Origin of the sequence: Exiguobacterium sp. FSL W8-0210 (assembly GCF_038006045.1) — a bacterium.
In the GTDB taxonomy this organism is placed as follows: Bacteria; Bacillota; Bacilli; order Exiguobacteriales; family Exiguobacteriaceae; genus Exiguobacterium_A.
Map to the genome: position 1 here is coordinate 1,890,998 of NZ_JBBOUK010000001.1, position 13,968 is coordinate 1,904,965.

Genomic DNA, 13,968 nt, shown 5'->3' on the forward strand with positions numbered 1-13,968 from the left:
AACTCCTTTGACTGAGTGATTAATTAAAAGAATTTTTGAATGTCGTTCCAAGTGACGACGAGCATGAGTAGCATCAAAAGCGCAAAACCGACGAAGTGAACCAATCCTTCTTTTTGAGGATCAACTGGTTTACCGCGTAAGGCTTCAAGGAAGAGGAACAACAAGCGTCCTCCGTCAAGTGCTGGAAGTGGCAATAAGTTGAAGACTGCTAAGTTGACGGACAACAATGCTGTCCATGTCAATAGCATCGAGAACCCACTATCTGCGACCTGATCGGTCATTTTAACGATCCCGACTGGTCCTGATAATTGATCGACGCCAACGACACCCGTTACGAGATCTCCAACAGCTCCGACGATAAGCGTCGACATCCGCCATGTTTCTGAAACGCCCGTTTGTAGTGCTGTTCCGAATGATTTTTCTGTCTCATTCGTGACACCGATGATGCCAACCTTCTGTTCCCCTTGCTGTTGCACTTTTGGCGTGATCTCAGTTGTCGTCTCTTTTCCATCACGCTCATATTTTACTTCTGTCGCTTTCCCAGCACGATCTTGGAATCCAGCACGTAAATCTTTCCATTTTGCTGTATCCTGTCCGTTGACCGAGATAATCCGGTCACCTTCAACGAGTCCTGCTTGATCGGCAGGTGAACCTTTTTGTACTGTTCCGATGACGCTTTCCCCTGTCGGAGAACCATTATATAAGGCAAGACCGAATAAAATGACGAACGCAAGGACAAAGTTCATGAACGGTCCTGCAGCAATCGCAAGGACGCGTTTCCATACGGATTTCGAACCAAATGTGCGGTCATATGGCGCAATTTGGGTCCGTGTCTGACCTTCGACAAGAAATGCTGTCGGTGAGACAGGATAGCGAACCGATGTCTCGTCTTGTAACCCAACGAGTTCGAGTTGACGCAACAAGTCAATCCGCTCGACAGTAACGACTTGATCGACTTGTGGCTGATCCGCATCGAAATAAATCGTCTCGATGACGCCGTCCTTTAACTGTAATCCAACGGTTTGACCTGATTTGATTTCTACGAGTTCAGGTTCTTCACCCGCCATCTTGACGTAACCACCAATCGGCAACAGGCGTACCGTATACAACGTCTCATTCTTAAACACTGAAAAGATCTTCGGTCCAAATCCAATCGCGAATTCCCGACAGAGAATACCTGCCCGCTTCGCCATTACGAGATGACCCCATTCATGGACGGCGACGAGTACACCGAACATCAGCACGATTGAAATAAAGGTCGTCATTACTTATCCCATCCTTAGTTAGCGAATGTAAGAGACGATACGAACTCACGCGCCCATCGATCAGCTTCAAGGATTTGATCCAAAGAAGGCTCCTCGATAAGCTCATGAGCTTGAAGCGCCGCCTCGACGCTCGCTTCGATTTCTAAAAAGCGAATGTCCCCTTTTAAGAAACGGTCCACCGCTTGTTCGTTCGCAGCATTGAGTACTGATGGCATCGATCCGCCGGCTTGACCCGCTTCAAAAGCAAGTCGTAACAACGGATAACGCTCAAATGATGCATCAGCAAAGTGTAAGCGTCCGATTTCCTTTAAGTTTAACCGTTCTCCCCCTTGGATTTCAAGGCGGGACGGATATGTAAGAGCGTACTGAATCGGTTCTCGCATGTCGGGCATACCAAGCTGAGCCATGACAGCTCCATCGTTGAATTCGACCATCGAGTGGATGATGGATTCACGGTGAATGACGACATCGATATCCGCATAGTCGACATCAAATAACCAGTGCGCTTCAATGACTTCGAACCCTTTGTTCATCATCGTCGCGGAATCAATCGTGATTTTTGCTCCCATCGACCAGTTCGGATGCGCTAGTGCTTGTTCGACCGTCACGTCTGCCAGCTCTTCACGTGATTGATCACGGAAGCTCCCACCTGACGCCGTCAAGATGATTTGACGGACATCTTCTCGCCGCTCACCGTTCAAGCATTGGAAAATCGCCGCATGCTCACTATCGACTGGTAAAATCGTCACGTTTTTTTCGCGCGCGAGCTTCATGACAAGGTGCCCTGCCGTGACGAGTGTTTCTTTGTTCGCAAGACCAATCGTCTTACCCGCCTCGATTGCGGCAAGCGTCGGACGTAAGCCGACAGCTCCTACGACCGCTGTAATGACTGTATCGACTTCAGGATGCGTCACGACATCAAGCAATCCTTCTTCACCGATGACGATCGTCGGCTGATAACTCAACTGCTGCTCGAGTTCTTGACGTGTTGTCTCATCTTGAACTCCGACAAGCATCGGTTGCAAACGATTCAACCACGGTACGGCAACCGTCGTGTTGCGGCCAAATGCAAAACTCGTCAATTCAAAAAGGTCTGGATTAGCCGCAATGACATCAAGTGTCTGCGTACCAATCGATCCCGTTCCACCGATGATACTGATTTTCTTCATAATGAAGCGCCTCCTCAAGCAAAGATATCGAGTACGACGAGGACCGTAAAGACGATCATCATGCTGTCGAACCGATCTAGAATACCACCATGGCCCGGTAGTAACGTTCCAGAATCCTTCACACCATAATGGCGTTTGTAAGCGGACTGGACCAAGTCACCAAGTTGCCCAACGACGGCAACGATGATGGCAAGGACAATGACTTTCCCAAAACCGACTGTCGGTTCGATACTTTCAAACACGACACCGAGTAAGATGGCAAGTAGTACGCCACCGACTGCCCCTTCAATCGTTTTGTTCGGGCTGATTGACGGCCACAGTTTATTCTTACCAAATCGTTTCCCGACGAAGTAGGCCCCTGAATCCGTAAACCAGATCAAGAGAATGATCAAGAGCGACCACGTTAATCCATGTTCGAGTAAGCGGATGTAGGCGAACGATGCAAAACCGACACCGACATAAACCGCAGTCAGCAGTAAAAAGGCGACATCATCGAACGTAAAGACATTTTTCGAAAACACATTCCAAAAGAGACCGATCAATAAAATGATCATTGCCCAAGCGATTGGTGAAAGTCCGATTGGGAGTGTCCGATCGACTGCCTCTTCATAGATACCGACGAATGGTAATAATGTGCCGATCCCGAATAAAATCCGTGGAATGCGCGAACCGCTCCATTGTCGCATCCGGACGAGCTCGGTAAAACCGAGAATCGTTAGTATTGCCATAAACGCTAAAAAGGGAAGTCCACCGATGTACAAAAGCGCCAAAAAGATGGCGCCTGCCCATATCCCTGTGATAATCCGAGTTTTCATAAGCTAGTTCCTCATTTAATCAGACGCCGCCAAATCGGCGTGTCCGTTGATTGTAATCTTCAATTGCTGCCAAGAAAGCATCCCGACGGAACTCTGGCCACAAGACATCTGTAAAATAAAACTCTGCGTACGCCGCTTGCCAAAGTAAGAAGTTCGATAACCGTTGTTCGCCACTCGTTCGAATCACGAAATCGACATCGGTTACGGATCCTGTCATTAGCTCGCGCTCGATCGTCTCCGGTGTAATCGCGTCCGGTGACAATGTTCCTGCCTGAACCTGTGCGCCCAGTTTTTGCATGACTTGCACGAGCTCATCGCGTCCTCCATAATTCAGAGCGAAAATCAGACGAAGTCCTGTATTGTGTTGCGTATCCAGTTTCGCTTGTTCCACTGCCTCACGTGTGAAATGGGGGAGGCGTGACACTTCTCCTGCTACCTCGACTTTGACATTTTGCGCGTCTAACTCTTTTAAATCCGACTCTAGAAATTGTGCCGGCAGTTTCATGAGAAAACTCACTTCTTCTTCCGGACGCGTCCAATTCTCCGTCGAGAAGGCGTATAATGTCAGACTCTTAACGCCGAGTTCATTTGCAACCCGAACGACCTCACGAATCGATTTCATGCCTTCGCGATGTCCCATGATACGCGGAAGTCCGCGCTTTTGTGCCCATCTACCGTTTCCATCCATGATGATAGCGACGTGCTCAGGCACCCGGTCATAGGTTTCGGTTTCTTTCGTCTGATTCAACCATTGAAACATCCGCACTTCCTCCTCTCTCAATTATGAAGAAAGGGACTCTTCGTGTGACAAAGAGTCCCCCCCATGACGATCCGTCGCGTCATACTTCCATGATTTCTTGTTCTTTTTCCGTTGCTGTCTGATCAAGTTGTTTAACGAACTTGTCTGTCAACGTCTGAACATCTTCTGTGTAGCCACGCAAATCATCTTCTGTCAATGCACCATCTTTTTCTTGTTTCTTTAACTGCTCGTTCGTATCACGACGAATGTTACGGAGGGCAACCTTACCTTCTTCCGTATACTTCTTGACGAGTTTGACGAGTTCCTTCCGGCGCTCTTCCGTTAGTGGTGGAATCGCAAGACGGATGACTGTACCATCAGATGATGGCGCAAGACCAAGATCAGCACGTTGAATCGCTTTTTCAATCTCGCTGACCATTGATTTATCCCATGGAGTGATCAAGATCAGACGTGCTTCTGGTGTGTTGACGTTCGCTACTTGATTGAGCGGTGTCGGTGAACCGTAGTATTCGACTTGAACAGGATCTAAAATCGCAACGTTCGCACGACCGGCGCGGAGTGTCGCAAGTTCTTTCTTAAGTGAAAGATGTGCTTTTTCCATCCGTTCTTCGGCTTGTTTTAAGATTTCTTTTGACATATTATTTCCCCCTTACGATTGTCCCGATTTCGTCACCGATGACGACACGTTTGATGTTACCTTCTTCCATCAACGAGAAGACGATGAGCGGGATGTCATTGTCCATACAAAGTGATGTTGCTGTAGAATCCATGACTTGAAGTCCATCCTTTAAGACATCCAAGTAAGAGAGCGTTTCGAACTTCTTCGCTTCTGGATCAACATTCGGGTCAGCTGAGTAGACACCATCAACGTTGTTTTTCGCCATCAAGATGGCCTCTGCTTCAATTTCAGCTGCACGAAGAGCAGCTGTCGTATCTGTCGAGAAGTACGGATTCCCTGTACCTGCTGCAAAGATGACGACGCGTCCTTTTTCAAGGTGACGCATCGCACGACGGCGAATGTACGGTTCTGCTACTTGGCGCATCTCGATTGATGTTTGAACACGTGTTTCAACACCTACATCTTCTAAGCTGTCTTGAAGCGCAAGCGAGTTCATGACTGTCGCTAACATCCCCATATAATCGGCGTTGGCTCGGTCCATCCCAAGTTCTGCACCTGTTTTGCCACGCCAAATGTTTCCAGCTCCGACGACGACCGCTACTTCAACGTTCAATTCAACTAATTCGCGAATCTGTTCCGAGATAGATTTGACGATGACAGGATTGATCCCAAACCCTTGATCTCCTGCGAGCGCTTCTCCGCTCAATTTTAACACAATCCGGTTATATTTCGGTTGCATGACTATGTCCCCCTTGCTAGATTCCGTAAAAAAGGAACACGAACCACTTCCACACGAAAGTGGATTGAAGCATACGTGTTCCTTCTCTTGTCATCAGGATGATCCCGATTCTTATTTTTTAAGTTGGTTCATAACTTCTTCAGCGAAGTTCTCTTCGCGTTTTTCCATACCTTCTCCAACTTCGAAGCGTACGAATGACACGACTTTACCGCCTTTAGATTCTACATATTTACCAACTTTGAAGTCTGGATCTTTGACGAACGTTTGATCGACGAGGCAGATTTCCTCGAAGAACTTGTTCATACGACCAACGATCATTTTTTCAACGATGTTAGCTGGTTTTCCTTCGTTCAACGCTTGCTCAGTGAGGACTTTTTCTTCACGCGCTTTTTCTTCTTCTGTGACAGAAGTACGGTCAACGTAAAGTGGACGTGCTGCTGCGATGTGCATTGCAACGTCTTTTGCAACTGTTTCGTCTGTCGTACCTTCGATGACGACGACTGAACCGATGCGTCCACCCATGTGGAGGTAAGAACCGAAGACTGCGTCATCTGCTTTTGTGAAGAGTGCTACGCGACGGAGTGAGATTTTCTCTCCGATTGTTGAAGCTTCTTCTGAGATGTATGTGTCGATTGTTTTACCTGCTTCGTATTCAGAAGCAAGAGCTGCTTCAGCAGTCTCAGAACCGTTACGGAGAACAGCGTCTGCGATATTTTGAACGAGTGTTTGGAAACGTTCGTTTTTCGCAACGAAGTCTGTTTCTGAGTTGATTTCGACGAGTGCCGCTTTGTTACCGTCAACTGCAACTGCAGTCAACCCTTCAGCAGCGATACGATCGCCTTTTGCTGCTGCTTTAGCAATCCCTTTTTCACGCAAGAAATCTACTGCTGCGTTCATGTCACCGTCAGTTTCAACGAGTGCTTTTTTGCAGTCGAGCATACCTGCACCTGTTTTTTCACGAAGTTCTTTAACCATTGCTGCTGTAATAGCCATTCGATATTCCTCCTTATAACATCCTTAGTTTCAAAAAAAAGGTGATAAAAGGTCGATTCCCTTTATCACCTGGCATCACGAATTACTCAGCGTCTGCTACTACTTCTTCAGTAGTTTCAGGTGCTACGTTATCTTCGCCTTGTTTAACTTCGAGGATTGCGTCAGCCATTTTACCAGTGAGCAATTTGACTGCACGGATCGCATCGTCGTTCGCTGGGATGACGTAGTCGATTTCGTCTGGATCACAGTTAGTATCAACAATCGCAACGATTGGGATGTTGAGTTTGTGTGCTTCTGCAATCGCGATACGCTCTTTGCGTGGGTCAACGATGAAGAGTGCATCCGGAACGCCTGGCATATCTTTGATACCGCCGAGGAATTTCTCAAGACGAGTCATTTCTTTTTTAAGAATGATGACTTCTTTTTTAGGAAGAACTTCGAATGTACCGTTCTCTTCCATTTTTTCGAGTTGTTTCAAACGGTTGATACGTTTTTTGATTGTAGAGAAGTTCGTGAGAGTTCCACCCAACCAACGTTCGTTGATGAAGTATTGACCTGCACGGATCGCTTCTTCTTTCACAGTGTCTTGAGCTTGTTTTTTCGTACCAACGAAAAGAACGTTTCCGCCTTCAGACGCTACTTCACGGATGAAGTTGTATGCTTCGTCTACTTTTTTGACCGTTTTTTGAAGGTCGATGATGTAGATTCCGTTCCGTTCTGTGAAGATGTATTTTGCCATTTTTGGGTTCCAACGGCGTGTTTGGTGACCGAAGTGTACACCAGCTTCTAACAATTGTTTCATCGAGATTACTGCCATGATGAATTCCTCCTTTTGGGTTTTGGATGTCCTCCGCGATGATCGTCTGTCCAGCTAACCTATTAAAGGCACCGCAGCTGGCGATACATGCGTGCGTAATTAACACCGTAGACTAATATAGCATAAAGATTACCGAGGGGCAACCTTCGTTTGATGAGAAAGTTTAGCAATCAAAGCAACCTCGCCCGTCCCACGATTCAAAGACCGTGCAAGCGTCTCAAGATCTGCTCCTTCTCGGAGCGCCTGCTTGACATCCGTTAACGGTGGTTCTTTTGAAATGGATTGTTCGATTTCGACGGTTTCTGATTTCTCGTATGTAGCCGCCTCCACCATTTGTGGAGACGCGTCCGGTACTTGATCAACCTGTTCGTTCGCTTCAATTACGGATGTCTCCGTCATGGCGTTGACGTTCTCCATGAAATGAAGCAACACTTGTTCCGTCTCATTCTTTTCACGTTCCAACCGGGTAATTCGGTCTTTAAGCGCTGCCTGCTGGCGAAACAACACCAGCAGCGCATAACAGACTAGAGCAGCTAATAAAATATAAACGACAGTCATAATTCTTCCTTTCACATGGCGACACGATCTGCTAAGTAGGCACTTCCGAGCGCATTCTTCAACTTACGAAGCGCTTTTGAATGGATTTGTGAAATACGGGAAGTCGAGAGCCCGAGGACTTCACCAATTTCAGTAAGCGTCAATTCTTCATAATAGAACAACGAGACGACAAGTTGTTCTTTTTCGGATAGCCCTTCGACTTCCTCTGCCAGTTTAGCGATCAACTCCCGCATTAATAACATATCTTCCGGTGTAGCAGTATCTGGATCTAAATAGGAGACGGTCATCGCCTTCCCCTCATCCTGTAGCGTGACTGCTTCATCGATCGATAATACATTCGCAAAATAGCTTTCTGCTAAAGCACCCTTGACCTCGTCCGGTGTCATGTCGACGATGGAAGAGACTTCGTCTAACGTCGGCGTCCGTTGCAAAGATTGTTCAAGGATCTCGACGGCTGCCTCGACCCGTTTTGCTTTTTCCCGTAAGGAACGTGGTAACCAATCGATTTTACGAAGCCCATCTAAAATAGCTCCTCGAATCCGAAAGGCGGCATACGTGTCGAATTTATTATTATGATTTTGATCGAATTTTTGAAGCGCATCGTACAATCCCATCATCCCTAAACTTTTCAACTCGTCTCGATCGACACTTTTAGGCAACGTCGCACTTAAACGCTGAACGTGGTATTGAACAAGTGGTTCATAATTGTGAAGTAACAGGTCTGCCACCGCAATATCGCGTGTGGTCAGCCATCGATCCCAAAGTTGTTGTAATTCCTCACGCATGACCATTCCTCCTCTAGATTTCCAGCGTCCCGACATTCACCGTCCGGATGACGAGACGCCCTGATTGTGAGTGGAACTCGATCGTTCGTCCATTCGTGCCGCCAACATCTTCGGCAACGAGTGGAATTTTGACTTGTTGAAGCATTGCTTTGACCGCAGCGATGTTTCGCTCACCAATCCGCATTGATTCATGTTCATACTTAAATTGAAACATCTGAGCCCCACCCGCAATTTTCGCACGTAATCGGATGGCTCCACTTGCTCGTAATTCGCGGGCTACCTCTAGAATTGCCGTATCCGCGAACTTTCCGACTTCAAGCTCCCGATTCCGACTGATCGCTGAATCAGGCAACATGACATGCGACATACTCGATAACCCTCGTTCCTGGTCATAGATGACGACGCCTACACACGATCCAAGACCCGCCGTCCGTAAAATGACGGGGCGTTTACTGATGGCGTACTCCGCAATCCCAATCCGTACGATTTCATCCATTCAAGTCCACACCCAATCGTTCGAAGACCGTCTGAAAGGCGTTCGCTTCAGGCAACAAAAGTAAATGTCCGGTCAAATCGTTTCCTGCACTAGACAAATGCGTGTCGATATAGACAGCCATATTGCCTGGAGTCGTTGATTCAAGTAAGGCTACTTCAAGTAACGCACCAACCATATCAAACGCTGATGCAGGAACACTGACATGTAATGATAAATCAAGCCAATCGGAGATAGCCCGAGCATATGCTCCTATTAAAATATTCCCAATTTCTTCCCAAGCAGAAACCCCCATTTCGTGGGAATCGGAAAAAAAGTGGAATTCCGTCTGCATCAATTGGCTCACGAGCTTCTCTGCATCACGAAGTGGCATCAAAAAAAGTAACGTTGCTTGAATATCGCCAGAAAAACGTAACAATGCACCAGCGGTATACGTTTCCGCCCCTCCACTTCGCTCGATGATCGTCGTGAAATCCTCAAGTTCAGCGGAAGGTACTTCGATCTCAATCGGTTGTCCAAGTAAGGTCGAAAGTGCTGTTGCTGCGTGACCAGCTCCAATGTTGCCGACTTCCCGTAAAATGTCCCGTTCGTTTGGATTAAGCATGAACGATGTCCTCAAATAAGCGATTCGGCTCAATCAACGAAAACAATTGCTGATCGCCTTTTGCGACTGCAGTCAAATACGAGGCATCCTCCTGCTTTTGTTCACTGAGCGGTTCAATCCGAACATCCGTTGATTCGACGACTTCGTTTGCCCGGTCGACGATGAATCCAGCGTCCCCATGCTCCAAAGTGGCGATGATGATGCGTGTTTCTTCCGTTTCTTCCATTAATTCGAATCCAAGGCGGGCACGCAGGTCAATCACGGGAGTGACGACACCTCGCAAATTGATGACTCCTTTGACATAGGATGCAGCGTTCGGAATCCGTGTGATCGGGATGAGCCGTTCGATTGAACGAACAGACTGTACATCAATACCGTATGCATTATCTTCTAATTGAAAAACAACCCATTTTTGTTCCATCTTCGTTCCCCTCACTTCCGTAATAGTGCATTGCTGTCAATGATCAATGCGACTTGTCCGTCTCCAAGAATCGTCGCGCCAGAAATCGCACGGATGCCTTCTAGATAACTACCGAGTGGCTTCATGACGATCTCCTGTTGACCGATCAATTCGGATACGATCAACCCTGCTAATTTTTCGCCACTCCGGACGACGACGACCGAATAGGCTTCTGCCTCATGTTGTGGCAATCCGTAAACTTCATTCAGCGAAATAAGTGGAACCAATTGTCCACGGAAATCAAATACTTTTTCCCGGTGCGCTTGCAGGATCGCCGATTTACGTAAAGATGTCGTCTCGATGATGGCAGTCAGTGGAATTGCATACGTTTCTTGTCCGAGCTCAACGAGCATGGCTGAGATGATCGAGAGCGTCAATGGTAAACTGATACGGAAAATCGTTCCTTCTCCGCGGCGTGTCTCAACGAACACTTCTCCACCCAATGATTCGATCTTCGATTTGACGACGTCGAGACCAACACCACGACCAGACAAGTCCGTGACTTCTTCTGCCGTCGAGAAACCAGGTGCGAATAACAGCATCGAAGCCTCTTCGATCGTTAATTGCATCGCTTCTTCTTCTGTGATCAATCCTTTTTCAATCGCAATCCGTGTGACACGTTCGTGATTGATACCTGCTCCATCATCTTCAATCTCAATGAAGACTCGGTTTCCTGAATGGTAGGCACGAAGCGAAAGATTTCCTTCGACCGGCTTATTCGCTAAAATCCGTTCCGCTTTGTTTTCAATTCCATGATCGATCGCATTACGGATCAAGTGGACAAGTGGATCACCAATCTCATCGATGACTGTGCGATCAAGTTCCGTCTCAGCACCCGTAATGTGTAGTTTGATATGTTTTCCGACATCCTTCGAAACGGAACGCACCATTCGTGGGAATCGGTTGAATACTTGTTCGATCGGCATCATTCGTAACGTTAAAACGAGTGATTGCAATTCGTTCGTGCCCCGTTTGATCCGTTCGACCGTATCTGTCAATTCCGGTGAGCTGACTTCTGCTGCAATACGCTCCAAACGTCCGCGGTCGATGATGAACTCTTCGAACAGATTCATCAAACGATCAATCCGCTCGAGATTGACACGAATCGTTTTCGAAGCGACAGGCACAGATAAATCTGTCTGTTCTGGTGATTCCGGTGAAGCTGTTGGTGCAGGTACTGATGTCGCAATCGGCACTTCCTGTGGAAGGGTGGATGTCGCCACCTCTGCTTCTGGTGTTGCTTCGAACACGTCCATCGTTACTGTTGCGACTTCAGAAACCGAGGCAACCGCCTCTTGAATGACCGATTGCTCTTGTTGCGTCACGAATAAAACAGAGAATGACGTCTCAAAATGTTCTTGCTCCAGTTCATCAGATGTCGGATTCGACAAAATGACATCTCCGAGCTGTTGTAAACGATCAAAGACCATGTAGACACGTGCCGCTTTTAAGATGACGTCTGCTGAAAGTTCGACTTGGACGATATAGGCTTGATAACCGGACGCAATCGATTGTTTGACGACCGCTTCCGAATAGACATCACATTCGAATGTTGATGGTGCAGTTGATGGAGTAACCGAAATGATCTCTTCTTGTTCGGGACGAATGAACTGCTGTAATCGTCTCACTGTTTCCGTAACGTCAAGTTTCCCTTTTCCACCGCGACTGATGTCTTCTACCATCGTTTCCAGTTGTTCAGCAGCAACGAATAGGACATCGATCAACTCAGCTGTAGCGGGTTGTTTCTTTGATCTGACTAAATCAAGGGCGCTCTCCATCTCATGCGTCAAATCAGCGATCGCATCATATCCCATCGTTCCTGCCATTCCTTTTAGCGTATGGGCAGAACGGAAAATTTGATCGATGACCGCTTCATCGTCTAATCGTTCTTCAAAAACCAATAAGCTTGTGTTAATAGCTTGTAAATGCTCCATCGACTCATCGAGGAACAACCCCACATATTCATTTAAGTCCATGACTGATACCCTCCTTTAATCTTAACGGACATGATCTTTTCGTTTTTTCAGACGATGTAACAATCGATCTAAAAACTTCCGTTCTTTGACTTGTACACCTGTTAGAGACGTCGTGATATGATCGAGTCGCCAACTGACGTCACTCGTTCGATCCATCAAGTAAAATGGCATCTGTGCCTTGACTGCTTTGACGACTGTCGGATCTTCCGGCAAAAAACCGGTAAAGCGCAGTGGTTTTTGTAAAAATTGTTGGCTGACGAGCGCCAGTCGATCAAACGTTTCAAGTGCTTCTCCACCATTCGTCGCCCGATTGACGACTACGGAAATCGGAAGATCCGTCGCATGATGGTGTGCCAGTTTGACGAACGCATAACCGTCCATGATTGAAGTCGGCTCTGGCGTGACGATCAACCAGGCTTCGTCTGCACTACTGATAAAATCGAACGTCTGATGATTGGCGCCGGCTCCTAAATCAAGCAACACAAAATCATACTCATAGAAAAATTGGAATTCCCGCAGTAGGAACACGACATCCTCCTTCGTCAGATTCGTCAGTTCCGCAAATCCACTCCCGCCATGAATGAAATGAAGGGATGGAGACTGTTCAACGATTGCGTGCTGGAGTGATTCTCGTCGTTTGACGCATTCCATCAAGGATGACTTCGATGATTTACCGAATAGAATACCAATGTTCGCCATCCCGATATCAAGATCAATCAAGAGTACTCGTTTTTCTTGTAACGATAATGCCACGCCAAGATTCACCGCGACATTCGTTTTTCCGACGCCACCTTTTCCACTCACGATGGCAATCGTCTTCGTTTCCTTGACGGTCACTTTTGATCGTAAGACACGTGCTTGATCTTCTCGCATCATCTCATCCCTCTCTCGACGATCATTCGGGATAACTCATCCGCCGTAGCGAACGTGATGTCTTCTGGCACTTCTTGACCCGTTGTCACGCAATAGATTGGTAACTCCGTCTCTGTCATAAGCCCAAACATCGACCACAGTTCACTTGTTTCATCTGCTTTCGAAAAAACGATCCCTGATAAGGGAATCTTACTGAAACGATCGTGGATCTGTAATAAATCTCGGTATTTCGATGTCAAACTAAGAACTAAGAATACATCCGTATCCTCAAAGTCATGACGACTTCGTAATTGCTCTACATATGCTTCGTCAAGGAAATTCCGTCCCGCTGTATCGACAAGTACGATATCGCATGAAGCTAGCGCCTGCTTCGCTCGTTCGAAATCTTCCAGGTCGTATGCAACATGAATCGGAATACCTAATATGTCGGCATATGTCTTCAGTTGTTCAATCGCTGAGATCCGGTATGTATCGGTTGTGATGAGACCAACTCGTTGATTTTTAATGAGCGTATGATGTGCAGCGAGTTTAGCGATGGTCGTTGTCTTTCCGACACCAGTCGGTCCTGTCAGCATGACATAACGTGCAGTCGACGGCGTCACGCGCAATGCCGACTTCACTTCTTCCGTCAAGAGATCGGTTAATTCCGTTTGCTGCGTTTGATAGTACGCAGTCAGTAATCGCTCATGCAATCGTTCAGACACCTGTTGTAACGCTGGTTCTGCCAACAGCGGCGCATAATGTCGCAATTCTTTTGGCAATGGTCGTTCGCCGATCGTAACGATCGTTGGACGCATAGGGATCGGTTGGATGGTTTCCACAATGTCCTTCCGACTCGTTGCTTGCTTTGAGACGACAGGTTCGCTTGAGACATGTTCATCCACCGATGCAACCAGTTCCACTTTTTTCTTCGCAAATAAACCAAAGAATCCGCCCACTTTGATGTGGCGAGTATTTAATATAATGGCATCGTTCCCGAGTTCGCGTTTGATCCGTTCCATGGCCTCGCTAACAGAATCCGCCGTGACTTTTTTGACTATCA

At 47.1% G+C, this 13,968-nt stretch carries 16 protein-coding genes; all 16 read right to left on the reverse strand.

Annotation, left to right across the window (positions count from 1 at the left end; genetic code table 11):
* Window positions 1–23: 23 nt before the first annotated feature.
* Window positions 24–1,265 carry an RIP metalloprotease RseP gene (rseP, locus tag MKY22_RS10000; protein WP_341088626.1) on the reverse strand — a complete coding sequence of 414 codons (1,242 nt, stop codon included), beginning with the start codon at window positions 1,263–1,265 and terminating at the stop codon, window positions 24–26.
* A gap of 14 nt (window positions 1,266–1,279) precedes the next feature.
* Window positions 1,280–2,434 (reverse strand): 1-deoxy-D-xylulose-5-phosphate reductoisomerase, encoded by a 1,155-nt coding sequence (locus MKY22_RS10005; protein WP_050677463.1) that lies wholly within the window; start codon window positions 2,432–2,434, stop codon window positions 1,280–1,282.
* 14 nt (window positions 2,435–2,448) lie between these two features.
* Window positions 2,449–3,249 carry a phosphatidate cytidylyltransferase gene (locus tag MKY22_RS10010; RefSeq protein ID WP_149427585.1) on the reverse strand — a complete coding sequence of 267 codons (801 nt, stop codon included), beginning with the start codon at window positions 3,247–3,249 and terminating at the stop codon, window positions 2,449–2,451.
* Window positions 3,250–3,268: 19 nt separating this feature from the next.
* The gene (locus MKY22_RS10015; protein ID WP_029342046.1) at window positions 3,269–4,009 is read right to left on the reverse strand and encodes an isoprenyl transferase; all 741 of its coding nucleotides are present in this window, start codon (window positions 4,007–4,009) and stop codon (window positions 3,269–3,271) included.
* 79 nt (window positions 4,010–4,088) lie between these two features.
* Window positions 4,089–4,646, reverse strand: a complete 558-nt coding sequence (frr, locus tag MKY22_RS10020; RefSeq protein ID WP_023468691.1) for a ribosome recycling factor — start codon at window positions 4,644–4,646, stop codon at window positions 4,089–4,091.
* A gap of 1 nt (window position 4,647) precedes the next feature.
* Window positions 4,648–5,367 (reverse strand): UMP kinase, encoded by a 720-nt coding sequence (gene pyrH, locus MKY22_RS10025; protein ID WP_341088631.1) that lies wholly within the window; start codon window positions 5,365–5,367, stop codon window positions 4,648–4,650.
* 111 nt (window positions 5,368–5,478) lie between these two features.
* A complete protein-coding gene (tsf, locus tag MKY22_RS10030) occupies window positions 5,479–6,360 on the reverse strand; it encodes a translation elongation factor Ts (RefSeq protein WP_023468693.1) in 882 nt (293 codons plus the stop codon).
* 82 nt (window positions 6,361–6,442) lie between these two features.
* Window positions 6,443–7,177, reverse strand: coding sequence for a 30S ribosomal protein S2 (rpsB, locus tag MKY22_RS10035; RefSeq protein ID WP_012370721.1), 735 nt, complete (start codon window positions 7,175–7,177; stop codon window positions 6,443–6,445).
* Window positions 7,178–7,306: 129 nt separating this feature from the next.
* A complete protein-coding gene (locus MKY22_RS10040) occupies window positions 7,307–7,750 on the reverse strand; it encodes a hypothetical protein (protein ID WP_341088636.1) in 444 nt (147 codons plus the stop codon).
* The gene (locus MKY22_RS10045; protein ID WP_047393832.1) at window positions 7,747–8,520 is read right to left on the reverse strand and encodes a FliA/WhiG family RNA polymerase sigma factor; all 774 of its coding nucleotides are present in this window, start codon (window positions 8,518–8,520) and stop codon (window positions 7,747–7,749) included. The genes MKY22_RS10040 and MKY22_RS10045 overlap by 4 nt, the downstream gene beginning before the upstream one ends.
* A 13-nt stretch (window positions 8,521–8,533) precedes the next feature.
* Window positions 8,534–9,016, reverse strand: coding sequence for a chemotaxis protein CheD (locus MKY22_RS10050; protein WP_341088638.1), 483 nt, complete (start codon window positions 9,014–9,016; stop codon window positions 8,534–8,536).
* The gene (locus tag MKY22_RS10055; protein WP_029342053.1) at window positions 9,009–9,617 is read right to left on the reverse strand and encodes a chemotaxis protein CheC; all 609 of its coding nucleotides are present in this window, start codon (window positions 9,615–9,617) and stop codon (window positions 9,009–9,011) included. The genes MKY22_RS10050 and MKY22_RS10055 overlap by 8 nt, the downstream gene beginning before the upstream one ends.
* Window positions 9,610–10,038: a chemotaxis protein CheW gene (locus MKY22_RS10060; RefSeq protein WP_029342054.1), complete on the reverse strand. Its 429-nt coding sequence runs from the start codon at window positions 10,036–10,038 to the stop codon at window positions 9,610–9,612. Before MKY22_RS10060 ends, MKY22_RS10055 begins: the two co-directional genes overlap by 8 nt.
* Window positions 10,039–10,049: 11 nt before the next feature.
* A complete protein-coding gene (locus MKY22_RS10065) occupies window positions 10,050–12,053 on the reverse strand; it encodes a chemotaxis protein CheA (protein WP_341088640.1) in 2,004 nt (667 codons plus the stop codon).
* A gap of 21 nt (window positions 12,054–12,074) precedes the next feature.
* A complete protein-coding gene (locus tag MKY22_RS10070) occupies window positions 12,075–12,926 on the reverse strand; it encodes a MinD/ParA family protein (RefSeq protein WP_341088641.1) in 852 nt (283 codons plus the stop codon).
* Complete coding sequence (locus MKY22_RS10075) at window positions 12,926–13,927, reverse strand: flagellar biosynthesis protein FlhF (protein WP_341088644.1); 1,002 nt, start codon at window positions 13,925–13,927, stop codon at window positions 12,926–12,928. Before MKY22_RS10075 ends, MKY22_RS10070 begins: the two co-directional genes overlap by 1 nt.
* Window positions 13,928–13,968: the final 41 nt, after the last annotated feature.